The organism is Bacillus sp. RHFS10, assembly GCF_016757475.1.
GTDB classification, from domain to species: Bacteria; Bacillota; Bacilli; order Bacillales; family Bacillaceae; genus Bacillus; species Bacillus subtilis_G.
This window is the reverse complement of sequence record NZ_JAESPO010000001.1, coordinates 163,467-182,253: the sequence shown is the minus strand read 5'-3', so window position 1 is coordinate 182,253 and position 18,787 is coordinate 163,467. Positions and strand designations below refer to the sequence as shown.

The window sequence follows — 18,787 nt, the reverse complement described above, 5'->3', positions numbered from 1 at the left end:
TCCCCTTTTATTCGCCTTTGAACTGAGGCTTTCTTTTTTCGAGAAATGCCTGGATGCCTTCTTTGGCGTCCTCTGACTCAAATGCTTCTCCAAACCGCTTTGCTTCAAGCTTTAAGCTGCCATCATAGGAATAAACCTTGTTTGAATAAAGAAGCTCAAGCAGAGATGCCAGCGTTTGCGGGCTTTTTTGCGCAAACTTAGCGGCAAGCGCATTTGCTTTTTCAAGCACTTCTGCTTCATCCTTTGCTCCAATTGAAACAAGTCCGAGATCAAGCGCTTCTTTTCCGGATATCGGTTCTCCTGATCCAATGAGCTCTAATGCTTTGGCTATACCTATATATCTCGGAAGACGCTGTGTTCCCGCAAAACCCGGAATGATACCGAGGTTAAGTTCCGGGAGCCCCAGCTTGGCATCTTCTGCGGCGATTCTGATATGACACGCCATCGCAAGCTCAAGACCGCCGCCAAGTGCAGCACCGTGAATCGCTGCGATAATCGGTTTAGAGAAGCCTTCAATTCTTTCCATCAGCTGCTGGCCGCGCTCAGCCAGCTCTGAGGAATCCTCATTGCCTTTTAGCGATGTAAATTCTTTAATATCAGCGCCCGCTGAGAAAAATCTTCCCTCACCGTGAATGATAATGCTTCGTACGCCTGCATCTGTCTCACATTGATCTAGACAGGAGGAGAGCTCTTCTAAAATTCGGCTGGAAAGCGCATTTGCCGGCGGATTGTGAATCGTCAAAACTGCCACAAATTGATCAACTGCCAGTGATATTGCATTCATAGGACAGAACTCCTTTACTTATTGTGAATTCCGGACACCAACAATTCTAAAACGCTGTCTGATAAGGCAGCTATATCGTACTTTTGGTCATTCATAACCCAAGTTGTCACGGTTTCGTCAATCGTTCCAAAAATCATCTGCCGGGCGAGGCGGACATCGAGGCCGTCTTTTAATTCGCCTGATTGTATGCCTTCCGTCAAAATGCCCTCTAAAATAGTTAAGTAGCCCTTTAATATTTCATTGATCTTCTGGCGCAGCTCCAAGTTGGACTGGCGGAGCTCAAGCTGAGTGACAATCGCGAGATTATGGTCATCCGCCAAAAGGGAAAAATGCTTTGAAATCACAAGCGCTAATTTCTCTTTGGCTGTCTCCTTGTCTTTTATGTCCTCTTCCATCCGCTCAATAAATTGGCCCATTTTTTCTTTAAAAAGAGAAATTAAAATGTCTTCTTTGTTTTTGAAATAGAGATAGATGGTGCCGTCCGCTACTCCGGCTTGTTTGGCGATTTTGGATACCTGTGACTGGTGGTAGCCGTTTTCCGCAATGACTTCTACTGCTGCATCAATAATCTGCATATACTTTGGCCGTTTTTGCTTCAAAGTTCATCGTTCCTTCCTATTGAAATGAATGACTATTCATTCATAATTTCATGATAAGGAGGATTTTCGACTTTGTCAAGTTTATTCATAGGTGTTCTCTTTTTCTTATGTCATGAGTTATTGATATGATGATTTTCGGCATCTTCTTCAAGTAAACGCCTTCTTAAAATTTTTCCTACCGCCGTTTTTGGCAGCTCTTTTCTGAATTCATAGGCTTTCGGCACCTTGTAGGGAGCGAGGCGGGATCTGGCAAAAGCGTCCAGTTCTTCTGCATCGGCTTTTGCGTCTTTCTTCAACACGACAAATGCTTTTACTGTTTCCCCTCTGTAGGAATCCGGCACACCTGCAACGACAATTTCCCGGATGGCTTCATGTTCATAAAGCGCTTCTTCTACTTCACGCGGGTAAATATTATAGCCGCCGGCGATGATGATGTCCTTCTTCCTGTCGGCAATATAGAAAAAGCCCTCTTCATCCATATAGCCCATGTCTCCGGTGAACAGCCAGCCATCTCTCAGTACAGCGGCGGTTTCCTCCGGTTTGTTCCAATATCCTTTCATCACTTGCGGCCCTTTAACAATGATTTCTCCATGCTCATACGGAGCGGCAAACCCATCCGTCTCTTCAGAATAGATCGCGGCGTCCGTACTCGGCCAAGGACAGCCGATACTGCCGGGCTTGTTCTTCCCCCAGATAAAATTGGCGTGCGTCACAGGGGATGCCTCAGACAAACCATAGCCTTCCACAAGCTTTCCGTCAGTCACCTTTTCAAATTTCTGCTTTACCTCAACAGGGAGTGCGGCTGATCCGCTAAGACAGCTTTTAATGGATGACAGATCATATTGCTGTAATTCGGGGTGATGCAAAAGGCCAATGTAAATCGTCGGTGCGCCTGGAAAGAGCGTCGGTTTTTGTTTGTCGATGGTTTTAAGCGTTTCGAGCGGGTCGAACTTAGGAAGAAGAATCATTTCGAAGCCTTGCTTCATCGAATAATTCATCACTGCCGTCAGTCCGTAAACGTGAAAAAACGGTACGATGGCAAGCACTTTTTCAGCACCTTCCTTTACATCGTACATCCAAGCCGCGCACATTTCGGTATTGGCCAAGATATTCCGGTGCGTGAGCATGACCCCTTTTGGAGCCCCCGTTGTTCCTCCGGTATACTGGAGAACAGCAATATCATGCTCAGGCTCGATCTTTGGGATTGTCAGGAGCTCCATTTTTTCCTGTTTCACGCTGGAGGCGAACGTGTGAATGTGATCTTTTTTGTCAAAATCAATTTGTACTTTTTGTTTTTGCGTCAGTGGATAAAGAATATTTTTCGGAAAAGGCAAATAGTCTTTTATGCTGGTTACTAAAATCTGATCCACTATTGATAACGTTTTCATTTTTATCGCCTTCGGAAAAAGCAAATCTAAGGTGATGATCACGCTTGCCTCAGCATCTCTCAGCTGGTATTCAAGCTCGCGCTCGGTATAGAGCGGGTTCGTCTGGACCACGATACCGCCGGCAAACAAGACGCCATAATAAGAAATGACTGATTGCGGGCAATTGGGCAGCATGACAGCCACTCTGTCTCCTTTTTGCAGGCCATTGGACTGTAAAAAAGCTGCGAGTTTAAGCGCATCCGTCAGAATGTCATGAAAGGTGAGTTTTTTTCCATAAAAAGATACGGCGGTTTTGTCAGGGAATCGTGCGGCGGAGTCTGTCAGGATGGATTGCAGGGTTTGGTTCGGCAACGGAAGCTCATGCGGGATATTGTCAGGATACTCGGCAAGCCACGGCTTTTGAGACTGCATAAAACCTCCCCTTTCGGTTTTAGAGTTCCACCCTATCATTATAGCAGATGGACGGCAAAAAAAAGAAAAAGAAAGGTAAATCTTTCTTTTTCTCATGATACGAACAGGTATATAAGACCGATTAACAAAAAGATTCCCGCCGCGGCGAGCAGTACCTTTGCAAGCTTTTCCATCGATTCTCCGTCCCCTTATATTCCGGCTGCCACCACAAATGAAAGCCCGACAGAAATGACAAATGAAATAAAACCGACAGCCCGGTTATCATTTTCAATTTCTTTATCAATTTTAAACCGCGGAGTCAAAAACTCAAAAATAAAGTAGCTGAGCAGAAGCATAACAAACCCGTACACGCCCCAGCCGATCATTTGCAGCAGAGAATTGTGCTGGGAGATGGAATGCTGAAATACGTTTGCGATCCCCAAAATTTTCCCGCCGGTCGCCATTGCCACCGCAAGATTTCCTTTTTGAATCTCTTCCCAGTTTTTATAAGCCGTCACCAGTTCAAACACAGTCAAAAAGAGGACGAGGCAGAGAACCGCGACACTGTAATACGCCGCGATTTCCACAAGCTCGTTTTCCCAAAAATCACTCATGGCCATACTCCCTTTTATTTTAGTTCAACAACCGTAACGCCTGATCCTCCCTCACCTGCTTCACCGAAACGGGAGCTTTTGACGCTGCGGTGGTTTTTCAGAAGATCCTGCACGCCTTTTCTCAAAGCGCCGGTTCCTTTTCCGTGGATAATTGACACTCTTGGATATCCGGCTAACACTGCATCATCCAAGTATTTTTCAACACGGCTAAGGGCATTTTCATAGCGTTCACCCCGAAGATCAAGTTCAAGCGATACGTGGTAATCCTTCCCCTTGACCGCCGTAATGATTTTTTCTTTTTTTGGTTCCGGAGCTGATTTGATAAACTCCAAATCTTTTTCTTTTACTTTCATTTTTAATATGCCGATTTGAACATTCCATTCATTGCCGCCGGTTTTTTCGAGCAGTGTTCCTTTTTGCCCGAAGGTGAGGACTTTCACCTCATCACCAGGCTTGAAATCACGTTTTTGCGGTTTCGGTTTTTCTGGTTTTTTGGACTTTTCAAAAGTAGGAACTGCGTCTTCTAACCTTTTCTTCGCGTTGATCAGCTCGTGATCCTTGAAGGATTTGTGTTCTTCTTTGATTGAGCGCAATTCATGAATAATGTCTTCGGCTTCTTCCGTTGCAGCTTTTACTTTTTCAGCCGCTTGCTGTTCAGCCTCCTCGAGCATTTTGTCTTTTTTGCTGTTGAGCTCGATGATTTGCTGCTGGAGCTCTTTGTGCAGCTTTTCTGCTTCTTTTCTGATTGATTCTGTCTCAGATAGCTCTTCTTCCGCGCGTTTTTTGCTATGTTCGAGCGACGCAATCATCGTATCGACTTCGTTATGCTCGGCTGTCATTTCTGACTTCGCCTGCCCGATAATATGAGCTGGAAGTCCAAGGCGTTTTGAAATTTCGAAGGCGTTGCTTCGTCCCGGCACACCAATTAAAAGTTTATAAGTCGGTGATAGCGTTTCGATGTCAAATTCGACGCTGGCGTTCATGACGCCTTCTCTGTTATAGCCGTATGCCTTCAATTCCGGATAATGCGTCGTGGCTAACACTCTAGCATTGGTGCGATGCACGTCATCCAGTATGCTCATGGCGAGGGCCGCCCCTTCTTGAGGGTCTGTCCCTGCGCCCAGTTCATCGAAGAGCACCAGGCTGTTTTCATTGACCTGCTCTAAAATGCCGACAATGTTCACCATATGGGATGAGAACGTACTTAAGCTTTGCTCAATCGATTGTTCATCGCCGATATCAGCGAACACATGCTCAAATACCGCGGCTTCTGACCCCTCATCTGCCGGAATATGAAGACCGGATTGCGCCATCAAGGTTAATAGCCCTAACGTTTTGAGGGTTACTGTCTTACCCCCGGTGTTTGGCCCTGTAATGACAATAGTTGAAAAATCACCGCCAAGCTCGATGTCATTGGCAACAACCTGATCAGGCGGAAGCAATGGGTGGCGGGCTTTTTTCAAACGGACAAAGCCGCTGTCGTTCATGATCGGTTTTGTCGCTTTGACCGCTTTTGAGTATCTTGCTTTTGCAAAGATAAAATCAAGCGTCTGCAGCACTTGCAAATCTTGAAAGAGTTCTTCTGTATGCTCTGCCGTTTGCTCTGTCAGCACGCGTAAGATCCGTTCAATTTCTTGCTTTTCTTTCACTTTCGCCTGCTGAAGCGAGTTGTTCATATCTACAATCGCCTGCGGTTCAATGAACAACGTCGCGCCTGAGGAAGAGGTGTCGTGCACGATTCCTCCGTAGCTCGATCTGTACTCTTGTTTGACCGGAATAACAAAACGGTCATTCCGGATCGTAACGATCGTATCGGACAGCATTTTTGAAGCGGAAGAGGAGCGCAGCATTGACTCTAATCGGTCTCTGATTCTCGATTCGAGTGTTCTGAGCTGTGTCCGGATTCCTCTTAATGTTTCTGACGCATGATCAAGCACTTCTCCGTGATCATCGATGCAGGAATTAATGTCCCGCTCTAAATCCGACAGCGTAATAAGCTGTTCAGCATGCTGATGAATCAGCGGGATGTCGACGCCATCTTCAGCCATTTGGCTGATAAAATGTTTCATTTGTTTAACTGCGTAAAGCAAGCCTGAGATTTCAGTGAATTCTGAGGGACTGAGTACGCTGCCGATTTCCGCCCGTCTTAACGCTCCTCTGATATCAACAAGGCCGCCAAATGGCGCCCGGCCTCTCAGCCGGATAATGGCAGAAGCTTCATCTACTTCATCCAGCTGTTTTTTGATTTCGTCTATAGAAGCAGAAGGCTTAAGCTGGAGAAGCATTTCTTTTCCGAGCGATGATGCGGCGTGCTCAATAACCTGTTCTTTCACTTTATGAAATTCAAGTGATGATAATACTTTTTGCTGCACGATTGTGTGAGCCTCCTTACTTAATCGTTGCGCTTCAGGAATGCCTCTACGTCTTCAAGCGACCGGGTATTCAGAACGTTTTTCGTTTCCGTCCATCCTTTGCGCGCGGCAGTAACGCCGGTTTTCATATCGTCTAACATCTCACTATTATGGGCATCGGTATTAATCACCAATGTAACCCCTTGTTCGTTTGCTTTGATTAAATGCTCTGTGCGCAGATCGAGGCGCGCAGGGTTGGCGTTAAGCTCAAGCGCCGTATTTGTTTTCTTCGCTAGCTCAATCAGCTTGTCAATATCGATTTCGTAACCGGCCCGTCTGCCGATCAGGCGTCCGGTCGGATGTGCGATAATGTCAACATGCTTGTTGGCAAGTGCCGTCTCAAGGCGTTTCATAATGACGTGTTCCGGCTGATTAAAGCTGGAATGAATCGATGCAATGACAATATCCATTTCCGCCAGTACGTCGTCATCATAATCGAGTGTACCGTCAGGCAGGATATCCATCTCGACACCCTTCAAGATCCGGAAGTTCTCGAATTCCGCATTCAGCGCGTCAATTTCTTTTGCCTGCTGCTTGAGCCTTTCTGCAGTCAGTCCGTTGGCGACCTTTAAATATTGCGAGTGATCGGTGATCGCCATGTATTGATAGCCTTTTTTCATGCATGCTTCAGCCATCTCTCTGATCGAAAACGCGCCATCGCTCCACGTTGAGTGCATGTGGAGATCTCCTTTGATTTGCTCGGGCTCTATCAGTTCAATGCTGTCGCTGTAGGTTTCCACTTCTTGCCCGCTTTCACGGAGCTCCGGCGGAATCAGCGGCAGGCCAAAATGCGCATAAAATTCACGTTCACTAGGAAATGTTTTAATGGCTCCGGTTTCAACTGTCTCGACGCCGTATTCACTGATCCGCTCGCCTCGTTCTTTCGCGATCTGGCGCATCTTAATATTGTGATCCTTTGATCCCGTAAAATGATGGAGTGTTGTCGGAAACTGCTCTTCCGTCACAAGGCGGAAATCGACGCTTGTCTCATATTCAAAAGAAAGGATGACAGATACCTTCGTATCTCCGCTCGCAATGACGCTTTTGATGTTTGGCAGTGCAAGAAGCTGCTCCCTTATTTCAGCCGGATGATCTGTGGCAATAATATAATCCAGATCCTTCACCGTTTCCCGGGCTCTGCGGAGACTTCCGGCACGAGAAAACTTGATGATATCTGTAAATTGACCAAGATGCTCTTCAATATCCCGGGCAATCCGAAGGGCGTAGCCGATCGGGAACCGTTCTGGCTGTTTTCCGGCTTCACCGAGCGCCTGTAATATTTTTTCTTCTGATTTTTTGCCAAAGCCCGCAAGGCCTTGTACTTTTTGCTGTTCACAGGCTTCCTTCAGAGATTCTGCATCATGTACGCCGAGCTCCTTATACAGCTTTGCGATTTTTTTGCCGCCGAGCCCCGGCAGTTTCAATAAAGGCACGAGCCCTTCCGGCACTTCTTTCTGCAGCGATTCGAGCGTGCTTGACTTTCCTTCATCTATATACTCTTTAATGACGCTGTACGTACCTTTTCCGATGCCGGACAGCGACATCATATCGTCCATTTCTGATAAACTGCGGTCGTCCTGTTCCAGGGCTGCCGCAGCTTTTCGGAAGGCAGATATTTTAAACGGATTGTCCCCTTTGAGTTCCATGTAGACTGCAATGGTTTCAAGCAGCCTGATAATATCTTTTTTATGCATAAAATAACCCCCAGACGTTCACATATGTTTCCATCATACTCGAAAAAAACTTCTCCGGACAAGAGAAGTTTTTTATGCCCCGTACTGTGTCCACAGCTCTTGCAGGAGCCCTGACAAATACGGTGTATGGTTAATGATCACATTTGCGAGAGACGATTGCCCCATCATTTGCTGTAAAGCATCTACCGGAAGCACGGATGCGACATACAGCAGCACAAATGTAAATAAATAGACTTCTAGAAAACCGAGAACGGCGCCCAGCACCTGGTTAATTTGTTTGATCACCGGAATGCCGGCGACAATACTCAGAAATGACCCGAGGGTTCTCAGTAAGATTTTAGCGATGATAAATAAAACAATAAACGCAATCGCATTATAGTAGGCCGCTTCTAAATTTCCCGTAAAAAAAGAAAGTGCCGGCTGTCCCGCTGAGAAGTCGGGTGCAGGAATCCACTTTAAATGCGGCGCCACATTTTTATAGAATAAAGCCGCAAAGGCGATCGATAAAATAAAGCTCGTCAGGCGGATAAACTGAAGAATAAAACCGCGTTTTAACCCCAGTAAAGTCCCCATCAGGAGCAAGATTAAGATGATGATATCCAGCATAGTTGTTCAATCCTTTTCTTTAAGCTGACGCTCCAGTTCCTCATATTTCTCTTGTAATTTGACATAATCGTGCACCACATTTACCGCTGTCAGCACTGCAAGTTTATTTATATCAAGGTATGGATTTTGTTTATTGATTTCTCTCATTTTATCATCAACAATTCCGGCGACATACCTCATATGGGCTTTGCTTTCTTCACCGATCATCGTGAAGTGCTGGCCGTAAATGTCAACGGTTGTTTTTGTTTTTTTGCCGTCAGACAACGTTTCTCCTCCATTCCGTGAGAATCCTAGTACTTATCATAACACGTTTATTAAATGAATGGAAAGACGAGCCTCCCGCTGTTATGATACACTGGTAGATACAGCGAAAAGTGTAAAAAAAGGAGATTATTACGTGTCCCATTCTGTGATAAAAGTATCGTTGTCTGCGATTAATCAAATGAAAATGACGTACAGCGGTTCGCTTACTGCCTCTGTTCCGCAGGGAGCCGTTTTTCAGGCGAAACCGCCAGGCTGTACCATTACAGCATATCAATCCGGCAAGGTCTTGTTTCAAGGCAAAAACGCAGCGGCAGAATCCGCGCGCTGGGGAACAGCGGAGCCGCAGGAAAAGAAGAAAACGGCCAAAAAGCCGCCCGATCCCCGTTATGCCCCTCCGGCAAATATCGCCGGGATGTCTGTTATCGGCTCTGACGAGGTGGGAACCGGAGATTACTTTGGCCCGATGACGGTTGTTTGCGCGTACATTGACAAAACAATGCTCCCTTTAATGAAGGAACTCGGTGTTAAGGATTCAAAAGACTTAAAGGATCCGCAAATCATTGAGATCGCCCGAAATCTAATCAAAACCATTCCGTACAGCCTGCTGGTGTTAAAGAATGAAAAGTACAACAGCATGCAGGAAAAAGGTATGAGCCAAGGGAAAATGAAAGCTTTGCTGCACAATCAAGCCATCACCCATTTGTTAAGAAAAATGGACGGGGTAAAGCCTGAAGCCATTTTGATTGACCAATTTGCTGAGCCCGGTGTCTACTTCAATCATTTAAAGGGCAGAGACATTGTGAAGGAGCGGACCTATTTCAGCACGAAAGCTGAAGGCATTCACTTGTCAGTTGCAGCCGCTTCCATCATTGCGAGATATTCGTTTTTAATGGAAATGGATAAACTGTCACGCGAGGCAGGAATGACACTTCCAAAAGGGGCCGGTCCGCATGTCGATGAAGCGGCTGCCAAGCTGATCCTTAAAAAAGGGGGCTCCGCTCTCAGAACCTTTACAAAATTCCATTTTGCCAATACACAGAAAGCGCAGCGCCTTGCTGATAAAAAACGTTCATAGAAAAAAGCTTGCAGAGAAATCTGCAAGCTTTTTATTAGCCTCTCAAAACAGCCTGATACGTGTCTTCCAACGCTTTCAGCACTTTGCTGTGCGCTTTTGTCACTTCTTCTTCTGTCAGCGTTTGTTCAGGATTTACATACTGGAGTGAGAAAGCGACTGACTTTTTCCCTTCCTCCATATGCTCGCCTTCGTATACATCAAAGACGGATACGTCTTTCAGAAGCTTGCCGCCAGCCTCTTTAATGACGCTCTCGAGCTGGCCGCTTGTGACGGATTTTTCTGTGACAAGCGCGATATCACGTGTCACAGACGGATATTTTGGAATCGCTGTGTAGATAAGCGGCGCTGTTTCCGCTGTAAGCAGCGCATGTAGATCAAGCTCAAAGACGTATGTCTCTTTGATATCCAGTTCTTTTTCCAATGAAGGATGGACTTGGCCGATGAAGCCGATAAGAGAACCATTCAATAGAATGTTCGCTGTTCTGCCGGGGTGCAGCTGTTTGCGTTCAGATTGAACAAATTCAATGCAGTCAAGGACCTTCAGTTTGTCTAACAGTCCTTCCACAATTCCTTTGACGACGAAGAAATCAACCGGTTTTTTCTCGCCTTGCCACAGATGCTTGCGCCATAATCCGGTAACAGCTCCCGCTACGCGTTCTGTTTCAACAGGTTTTGTGTCCTCTTCTTTTGTCAGGAAAACGGAGCCGACTTCGTACAGCGCTACTGAGTCAGTCTGTCTCGCCAAGTTATAAGAAACAGAGTCAAGCAGATTCGGAACAAGGCTGTGTCTGAGAATGCTTCTTTCTTCGCTCATCGGAAGCGCAAGCACAGTGTTCAATGATTTTTCAATCGCAAACGCTGCCGCTTTCTTCTCATTTGTCAGTGAGTAAGTGATGGCTTGTGATAAGCCCGCGCCTTCAAGGAAACGTCTGACTTTACGGCGTTTTACTTGATATGGCGTTAACCCGCCTGTTGTTCCCTCTGTCTCAGGAAGCGCAGAAGGAATGTTATCGTAGCCGTACAGTCTTGCCGCTTCTTCTATTAAATCCTCTTCGATTTTAATGTCGCCGCGACGTGATGGAACTGTCACAACGAGAAGTTCATTCGCTTCACCGACAGTAAAGCCCAGACGGTTGTAAATGCTGATCAGTTCTTCTTTGCTGATTGTCATGCCGAGAACGCTGCTCACTTTGTCGGCTGATATGTGAATGTTATTTGCTTCGATTGTCAGATGATCTTCCTCAACCGTTCCAGCAAGCACTTCACCGCCGGCATATAAATGGATCAGCTGTGCAGCCCGTTCTGCCGCAAGACGTACGCGCGCCGGATCAATGCCTTTTTCAAACCTTACGCTTGATTCACTTCTCAATCCAAGGTCTTTGGAAGCCTTGCGAACCGTCTGCCCGTTGAAGTACGCAGCCTCAAGCAAAATCGTTTTTGTATCTTCCTGAACCTCTGACTTTGCTCCTCCCATCACACCGGCAACGGCCTGCGCTTTCGTTCCGTTTGTAATGACAAGTTGATCAGCAGACATCTTACGTTCTTGATCATCAAGGGTTACGATTGTTTCATTTTCAGCTGCTTTTCTTACTACGACTTCTTTGGACCCGAATTTGTCATAATCAAACGCGTGAAGCGGCTGGCCGTATTCAAGCAGGACAAAGTTTGTGATGTCAACGACGTTGTTGTGCGGGCGAATGCCTGCGTTCATCAGCTTCGTCTGCATCCAAAGCGGTGACGGAGCAATCGTGACGTTTTTAATGATTTTTGCAGTGTACAGCGGGTTCACTTCTTGATCTTCGACTTTGACAGCGATGTAATCAGACGCTTGTTCTGAAGCAGCCGGATAATCCGTTTGCGGAAGTTTTACCTCTGTGTCTAAAATTGCCGCAACCTCGTAAGCAACACCAAGCATGTTCATTGCATCCGCGCGGTTTGGCGTTAAACCAAGCTCAAGAATCGCATCATCAAGCTGTAACGCCGCTAAGGCATCGCTTCCTGTTTGTGCGTCATTCGGGAATACGAAAATGCCTTCCGCATACTCCTGTGCCACAAGTTTGCTTTCAATACCAAGCTCCTGCAAAGAACAGATCATGCCGTTAGATTCTTCACCGCGAAGCTTTGCTTTTTTGATTTTGAAATTGCCCGGCAGCATCGCTCCGACTGTTGCAACTGCGACTTTTTGTCCTTTATCCACATTCGGCGCGCCGCAAATGATCTGTACAGGTGCTTCCGCTCCGATATCCACAAGGCACTTATTCAGCTTATCAGCATTCGGATGCTGCTCGCGCTCCAGCACATGGCCGATGACAACGCCTTTGACGCCTTCTCCTTTGTATTCAATTCCTTCAACCTCAATACCTGCTCTTGTAATTTTCTCAGCAAGAACAGCCGGGTCCATACCTTTTATATCAACATAATCCTCTAACCATTTATAAGAAACAAACATCCTAGCATCCTCCTCTTACGCCTGTTTAAACTGCGAAATAAATCTGACATCGTTTGTATAGAAGTGGCGGATATCATCAATGCCGTATTTCAGCATCGCGATGCGCTCAACCCCCATTCCGAATGCGAAGCCCTGATATTCCTTCGGATCAAAGCCAGCCATGCTCAGCACGTTCGGGTGAACCATGCCGGCGCCGAGGATTTCGATCCAGCCTGTTCCTTTACAGACTGAGCAGCCGTTTCCTCCGCATTTAAAGCATGTCACGTCCACTTCTACTGAAGGCTCAGTAAATGGGAAGAAGCTTGGGCGAAGTCTGATTTCGCGGTCTTGCCCGAACATTTTTTTCGCAACGAGTTCAAGCGTTCCTTTTAAATCACTCATGCTGATGTTTTTGTCAACGACAAGCCCTTCAATTTGCATAAATTGGTGGGAGTGTGTCGCATCATCATTATCACGGCGGTAAACTTTACCCGGGCAAATGATTTTAACGGGCCCTTTGCCTTCATGCTTTTCCATCGTCCGTGTTTGAACGGGAGACGTTTGCGTTCTCATCAGCATTTCCTCTGTGATGTAAAAACTGTCCTGCATATCGCGCGCAGGGTGTTCTTTCGGCAGGTTGAGCGATTCGAAGTTGTAATAATCTGTTTCAACTTCAGGTCCTTCCTCGACTGTGTAGCCCATACCGATAAATAAATCTTCAATTTCTTCAATGACAATAGTGAGCGGATGGCGGCCGCCGACTGCGACAGGGTTGCCCGGCAGCGTGACGTCGATTGTCTGTCCTGCGAGCTTCTGCTTCATTTCCTCTTCTTCAAGCTTCTCGTTTTTGACAGCAATCGCATTGGCGATACGCTCTCTTACTTCGTTCGCGAGCGCGCCCATTTTCGGACGTTCCTCAGCAGAAAGTTTGCCCATTCCGCGCAGCACTTCTGTGATCGGCCCTTTTTTTCCGAGATATTGCACCCGAATATCATTGACAACCTTTAATGAGCTTGTCGCTTCTACTTGTTCTAAAGCTTCTTGTTCCAGCTGTTTCAGCTTTTCTTCCATTTTGCATCCTCCTTTTATGTAAACAAACCGTCATATGTCTTTGGAAAACAAAAAAACCCGCCCCTTATACAAGGGACGAGTTGTGGCCGCGGTACCACCCTTATTTCAGACAGACTGATGCTGTCGTCAGCTTCATTGACATAACGGAATCAGATTCCGGTTCACCTTTACGCGCAGTGTACGCGGTCCCGGCGACAACTCAAGAGGTGAAGCCCATTTCCGGCTGCGTTTAAAAATGCTCTCAGTCAGCGGCATTTTCTCCCTGGAAAGCAGTTGATCAGAAATTGAGGTCCTCTGTCACGGTTTTTCAAATATTATGTTCTATTATAGATAAATCCATCGCTTGGCGCAACACTATCCTCGCAAGTGGTACACAAGGATGGCAGCCGCAATCGCAACGTTCAGTGATTCAGCTTGTCCATAAAGCGGCACGTACAGGTTCAAATCCGTTTTTTCCAGCAGGGCGGCATCGACCCCTGCTCCTTCATTTCCTACAAGAAGCGCGAAGGATTCAGACTGATGTATTTCCCGGTAAGGCGCCCCGTTTTGCAGCGCCGTGCCGTACACTTTTACGCCCTTTACCTTCAACTCATCCACGTATGTATGCAGATTTCTTCTTATAACAGGAATATGAAAATGAGACCCTTGCGCGGATCGAAGCGTTTTTCCGTTAAATGCGTCAGCCGTGCCGTCACCAAGCACAACCGCATCTAAACCGGCCGCATCAGCCGTCCGAATCATTGTTCCGAGGTTTCCCGGATCTTGAACAGCATCAATCAGCAGCACACGCTGAGGCAACGCCAGTTTTTCTTCAGGCATATGGCACACAGCGGCAATCTGCTGCGGCGTTTCTGTTTCAGTAACAGCTGCAAACGCATCTTCACTCAGCACATAACACTGGATGCTCATATCAAGAGCTGACGGAATTTTCGTTTCATCCTTTACAAGAATTTCTTTCACCGTGCCCTCGCTCTTCAGCGCCTCTTCAACAAGATGTTCTCCCTCTATGAGGAATGTATTCGTTTTTGTTCGTTCTTTTTTCGTGTGAAGCTTTTTCCAATCCTTCACTTTTTGGTTTTTTGCCGATTCTATTTGTTTCACTGTCTGTGTGGCTCTCCTTTTTTTAACATGATGTTATTATATCGCAAGAACAGCACATAATAAACCAGGTGCAGGGTTAGAATATGCGTATTACATTTTAGGAAAAGGAGCGTTTCACATGGATCTTAATTTGCGTCATGCCGTCATTGCCAATGTTACCGGCAATAATCAGGATCAGCTTGAGCATACAATTGTGGATGCGATTCAAAGCGGTGAAGAAAAAATGCTTCCGGGGCTCGGCGTTTTATTCGAAGTCATTTGGCAGCATGCATCCGAAAGTGAGAAAAACGAAATGCTAAAAACGCTTGAAGGCGGATTAAAACCCGCCGAATAAGAGATGAAACCGGGTGACAGCGCCCGGTTTTTTTCTTATATAATAAAAACATGATGAGGGGGATCGCCATGTTTTTACAGCCGTTATTAGCGAAAAAAATTATTGCCGAAGTCAAGAAAATGTATGAACGTGAAGTCATTATTGTGAATACAGACGGACTCATTATGGCTAGCACAAATGATGAGCGTGTGGGACGATTTCATGAAGGAGCGCTCATCTGCGCAAAAGAGAAACGGAATGTCATTATTACAGTAGAAGATGAAAAAAAATTAAAAGGAGTAAAGGCAGGCCTGAATCTTCCTGTATTTTCCGACCGGGATGTAATCGCCGTCTTCGGGCTTACAGGTGAGCCTGCTGAGATTCAGCCTTACGGGGAGCTGCTTCGAAAAATGACAGAGCTGTTCATTAAGGAATCGCGGCATTTAGAGCAATCCCAGTGGCGGGAGAGAATGCTGGAGTCCTTTACGGTCGATTGGCTGCAATTAAAAGAGTGGTCTCCCGGTTTTCTTGAGAAAGCCCAGCTTCTCGGTGTTGATCTTTCCTCCCGGCGCCAAATGATTCTCATTCAAGGATATGAGTGGTCATCTTATGACATTGAGCAAATGGCACATATCTGGAAATCCGCGTACTCTTCTGACTTGTTCATCAGGTGGGGAAATGAACGGATTCTGATTAATCACGAAGTGCAAAAGCATGAACAAAGGGATCAGCTTTTGCGGCAGCTCCTTCACATTTGTTCATTTGTTCATACTGCAAACAGCTGTGTTGCAGCTGGCGCCGGAAGGGCTGTCGCAAGCTCCAGCCTGACAGACTCCTACGCGCAGGCTGAAAAAGCGCTGGCTGTCAGCCTTAAGCGAAAAACGCCCATCTTCGAAGAGGATCTGAAGCTTGATATGTGCCTGACTGAGATCAGCCCGGGCACCCGAAATGAATTTCCGCAAAGAGTATTCCGGGAGGCGCTTCAGCATCACGAGCTTATGAATACGATACGGACTTTCTTTCATCACGATTTGTCTTTGAAACAAACCGCTGAAGACATGCATATTCACATCAATACATTGCGTTATCGCCTGTCTAAGGCTGAACAGCTGACGGGTTTGCGTTTTGACTGCACAGAGGATATCGTCACGATATATGTTGCACTCTATTTTTTAGATCAAGATATAAAATAGAGAGTGTTTCAGTTTCATTTTTTGTATGTTTCTCCATAGAAAACGTTGCTTTTTTTCTTTTACAATAGATTGAAAGCGTTTTGACAGGGGGATGGGTGAAATGATCACCAAAGATGTAAAAGAACAGCTGGTCCAAATCGTCGGCAAGGAAAACTATGATGACTCGAATGCCGGCCGTCTCGTCTATTCGTATGATGCGACGCCGCAGTTTCAGTCTATGCCTGATGCCGTGATTGCTCCGAGGAGCACAAATGAAGTATCACGAATTTTAATGATTTGCAACGATCATCGAGTGCCGATCGTTCCAAGAGGATCAGGAACAAACCTATGCGGCGGCACGTGCCCGACTGAAGGCGGACTTGTTCTTCTCTTTAAGCATATGAACCGGATTCTTGAGATTGATGAAGAAAATTTGACCGCCACAGTCCAGCCGGGCGTCATTACATTAGATATGACCCGCGCGGTTGAAAGCAAAGGTTTGTTTTATCCGCCTGATCCGAGTTCTATGAAAATATCAACAATGGGCGGAAACATCAATGAAAATTCCGGCGGGCTCCGCGGATTAAAATACGGCGTCACCCGCGACTATGTCATTGGACTGGAGGCGGTGCTCGCAAACGGAGACATCATCCGCACCGGCGGAAAGCTCGCAAAGGATGTGGCCGGATACGATCTCACACGTCTTTTTGTCGGTTCAGAAGGAACACTTGGCATTGTGACAGAGGCAATCGTCAAACTCGTTCCAAAGCCGGAAACGAAGAAGACGCTGCTTGCCCTTTATGAAAATATCGATGCCGCTGCTCAAACGGTATCAGATATCATTGCCGCAAAAATCATACCCGCCACGCTTGAATTTCTTGACCAGCCCACACTTTTAGTCATTGAGGATTATGCTAAAATCGGACTTCCGACAAATGCAAAGGCGGTTCTGTTAATTGAGCAAGACGGACCGCTTGAAACCGTTGCACGGGATATGGAAAAGATTGAGGCGATCTGCAAAAAAGGCGACGCTGTTTCCGTTCAGACCGCCCAAACCGAGGAGGAAGCATTTGCCCTGACTGAAGCCCGGCGTTCTGCACTTTCTGCCCTTGCCCGCCTCAAGCCGACGACGATTTTAGAGGACGCGACCGTTCCTCGCTCAGAAATCGCCAATATGGTAAAAGCCATTAATGATATTGCCGCTAAATATGGGCTTTCTATTTGCACCTTCGGCCACGCGGGAGATGGAAACCTTCACCCGACATGTACGACTGACATAAGAAATGAGGATGAGATGGAGCGTGTCGAACAGGCTTTTGCCGAGATTTTTGAGAAAGCGATTGAACTTGGCGGCACGATAACCGGAGAGCACGGGGTCGGGGCCATGAAAGCGCCTTACTTGGAGATGAAGCTGAAAAAAGAGGGCATTGCCGCGATGAAAGCGATGAAAGCGGCATTTGATCCCCGGAACATATTAAATCCGGGCAAAGTGTTCGCGAAAGACTGCAGAAAACGTGTGGTGACGAAAAGATGACAACAGAAAAAGAAATGAACCAGATCCAAGATGAATTCAAAGAGCGCATGGATGAAGGCGAGCTTTTGAATTGTATGCGCTGCGGCTTCTGTCTTCCTTCTTGCCCGACCTATATCGAATCGGGATTTCAGGAAACTCACTCTCCGCGCGGGCGCATCGCCTTAATGAAAGCCGTAGCCGACGGTATGATTGAACCCGATGAAGATGTCGAGCGTTCGCTGTCACTTTGCCTAGGCTGTCGCGCCTGTGAACCTGTATGCCCGTCAGGCGTGAAATACGGACAGCTGCTTGAGGAAGCCAGAGATATTATCCACCAAAATAAAAAACACTCGCTCGGCGCTCGTGTCTTGCGAAAAGCCGCTTTTCAGGAGCTGTTTCCGCATCAAAACCGCATGCGCTCAGCTGTCAGCCTTATCGGTTTGTATCAGCGGTCTGGACTGCAAACCGCTGTTCGCAAAACCGGTATGCTTCGCGTCCTGCCTGAGCATTTGCGGACGATGGAAGCCGTTCTTCCTGATATTCCTAAAAACAAAGAAATGAAGCATCGGCCGCGTTTGCTGCCGTCAATTGGCCCCATGAAAAAACGGGTCGCCTTTTTTTCGGGCTGCTTAATGGATACCATGTTTTTACCGACCAACAATGCCACACTGAAGCTGCTGCAGCTGGCGGGCTGCGACATTGTCATCCCGCCTGACCAGGCTTGCTGCGGCGCGCTGCATGGGCACAGCGGGGAAAAAAACGCGGGGAAAGAGCTCGCGAAACAAAATATCGCTGCCTTCGAAGCGTTAGACGTCGAAGCTGTCATTACAAACGCAGGGGGATGCGGAGCCTTTCTCACTGAATATGATCATTTGCTGAAGGATGACCCCGAGTGGTCGGAGCGATCCGCTGCATTTGTTCAGAAACTAAAAGATTTTTCGTCCGTTTTGGTTGAACTCGATTTTCATCAAATGGACTTAGCGCTCGAGATGCCGCAGGTCATTACCTATCAAGATTCATGCCATCTAAGAAATGTGATGCATACGTCGCTTGAGCCACGCCAACTTCTTCAAAGCATCAAGGGGACCGAATTCAGAGAAATGGATAAAGCGGATAGCTGCTGCGGATCAGCGGGAATTTATAACATCGTGGAAGCTGAGATGTCTATGAAAATACTGGACAGTAAAATGGCTGCCGTCAAAGCGAGCGAAGCAATCGTCATTGTGACAGCAAATCCCGGCTGCCTGCTGCAGATGAAGCTGGGCATTGAACGTGAAGGACTAAACGGTAAAGTCAAAGCCGTTCACCTGGCTGATTTGCTGCTGGAAGCGACTGGACACCAAACATCATAAGAAAGCCCAAAA

Annotated in this window: 16 protein-coding genes and 1 pseudogene; 6 read left to right on the top strand and 11 right to left on the bottom strand. The window is 46.8% G+C overall.

All coding sequences use genetic code 11. The features are described from left to right. Window positions 1-7: 7 nt before the first annotated feature. The 8 genes from JMN17_RS00865 to zapA all read right to left on the bottom strand — a co-directional run bounded on the left by JMN17_RS00865 (window position 8) and on the right by zapA (window position 8,750). A complete protein-coding gene (locus JMN17_RS00865; RefSeq protein WP_087992367.1) occupies window positions 8-784 on the bottom strand; it encodes an enoyl-CoA hydratase in 777 nt (258 codons plus the stop codon). Window positions 785-798: 14 nt separating this feature from the next. After that, window positions 799-1,383: a fatty acid metabolism transcriptional regulator FadR gene (gene fadR / locus JMN17_RS00860; RefSeq protein ID WP_202326993.1), complete on the bottom strand. Its 585-nt coding sequence runs from the start codon at window positions 1,381-1,383 to the stop codon at window positions 799-801. A gap of 110 nt (window positions 1,384-1,493) precedes the next feature. Then, window positions 1,494-3,182 (bottom strand): AMP-binding protein, encoded by a 1,689-nt coding sequence (locus JMN17_RS00855; RefSeq protein ID WP_202326985.1) that lies wholly within the window; start codon window positions 3,180-3,182, stop codon window positions 1,494-1,496. A 188-nt stretch (window positions 3,183-3,370) separates the two neighbouring features. Next, a complete protein-coding gene (locus JMN17_RS00850) occupies window positions 3,371-3,775 on the bottom strand; it encodes a DUF350 domain-containing protein (RefSeq protein ID WP_003222485.1) in 405 nt (134 codons plus the stop codon). Between the two features lie 14 nt (window positions 3,776-3,789). After that, the gene (locus JMN17_RS00845; RefSeq protein WP_202326983.1) at window positions 3,790-6,147 is read right to left on the bottom strand and encodes an endonuclease MutS2; all 2,358 of its coding nucleotides are present in this window, start codon (window positions 6,145-6,147) and stop codon (window positions 3,790-3,792) included. Between the two features lie 20 nt (window positions 6,148-6,167). Then, entirely contained in the window at window positions 6,168-7,880 is a 1,713-nt protein-coding gene (gene polX / locus JMN17_RS00840; RefSeq protein ID WP_087992372.1) for a DNA polymerase/3'-5' exonuclease PolX, read from the bottom strand. 72 nt (window positions 7,881-7,952) lie between these two features. Continuing rightward, window positions 7,953-8,486: a CvpA family protein gene (locus JMN17_RS00835; RefSeq protein ID WP_087992373.1), complete on the bottom strand. Its 534-nt coding sequence runs from the start codon at window positions 8,484-8,486 to the stop codon at window positions 7,953-7,955. A gap of 6 nt (window positions 8,487-8,492) precedes the next feature. Continuing rightward, entirely contained in the window at window positions 8,493-8,750 is a 258-nt protein-coding gene (zapA, locus tag JMN17_RS00830) for a cell division protein ZapA (protein WP_087992374.1), read from the bottom strand. Between the two features lie 133 nt (window positions 8,751-8,883). Between zapA and rnhC the strand changes: the two genes are divergently transcribed. Beyond that, window positions 8,884-9,825: a ribonuclease HIII gene (gene rnhC, locus JMN17_RS00825; RefSeq protein ID WP_202326981.1), complete on the top strand. Its 942-nt coding sequence runs from the start codon at window positions 8,884-8,886 to the stop codon at window positions 9,823-9,825. 34 nt (window positions 9,826-9,859) lie between these two features. On the opposite strand, the gene pheT is transcribed toward rnhC, so the two are convergent. Next, window positions 9,860-12,274 (bottom strand): phenylalanine--tRNA ligase subunit beta, encoded by a 2,415-nt coding sequence (gene pheT, locus JMN17_RS00820; protein WP_202326979.1) that lies wholly within the window; start codon window positions 12,272-12,274, stop codon window positions 9,860-9,862. Between the two features lie 15 nt (window positions 12,275-12,289). After that, window positions 12,290-13,324 carry a phenylalanine--tRNA ligase subunit alpha gene (gene pheS / locus JMN17_RS00815; RefSeq protein WP_087992377.1) on the bottom strand — a complete coding sequence of 345 codons (1,035 nt, stop codon included), beginning with the start codon at window positions 13,322-13,324 and terminating at the stop codon, window positions 12,290-12,292. An 80-nt stretch (window positions 13,325-13,404) separates the two neighbouring features. Between pheS and JMN17_RS00810 the strand changes: the two are divergent. Further along, window positions 13,405-13,612: pseudogene (locus JMN17_RS00810) on the top strand (hypothetical protein). Window positions 13,613-13,678: 66 nt separating this feature from the next. On the opposite strand, the gene JMN17_RS00805 reads toward JMN17_RS00810, so the two are convergent. After that, window positions 13,679-14,425, bottom strand: coding sequence for a TrmH family RNA methyltransferase (locus tag JMN17_RS00805; RefSeq protein ID WP_087992378.1), 747 nt, complete (start codon window positions 14,423-14,425; stop codon window positions 13,679-13,681). A gap of 118 nt (window positions 14,426-14,543) precedes the next feature. Between JMN17_RS00805 and sspI the strand changes: the two genes are divergently transcribed. The 4 genes from sspI (at window position 14,544) to JMN17_RS00785 (ending at window position 18,775) form a co-directional block, all read left to right on the top strand. Continuing rightward, window positions 14,544-14,759: a small acid-soluble spore protein SspI gene (gene sspI, locus JMN17_RS00800; protein WP_087992379.1), complete on the top strand. Its 216-nt coding sequence runs from the start codon at window positions 14,544-14,546 to the stop codon at window positions 14,757-14,759. 68 nt (window positions 14,760-14,827) lie between these two features. After that, entirely contained in the window at window positions 14,828-15,931 is a 1,104-nt protein-coding gene (locus tag JMN17_RS00795) for a CdaR family transcriptional regulator (protein WP_202326978.1), read from the top strand. A gap of 100 nt (window positions 15,932-16,031) precedes the next feature. Continuing rightward, a complete protein-coding gene (gene glcD / locus JMN17_RS00790; RefSeq protein ID WP_202326976.1) occupies window positions 16,032-17,444 on the top strand; it encodes a glycolate oxidase subunit GlcD in 1,413 nt (470 codons plus the stop codon). Beyond that, entirely contained in the window at window positions 17,441-18,775 is a 1,335-nt protein-coding gene (locus JMN17_RS00785) for a (Fe-S)-binding protein (RefSeq protein WP_087992382.1), read from the top strand. The genes glcD and JMN17_RS00785 overlap by 4 nt, the downstream gene beginning before the upstream one ends. Window positions 18,776-18,787: the final 12 nt, after the last annotated feature.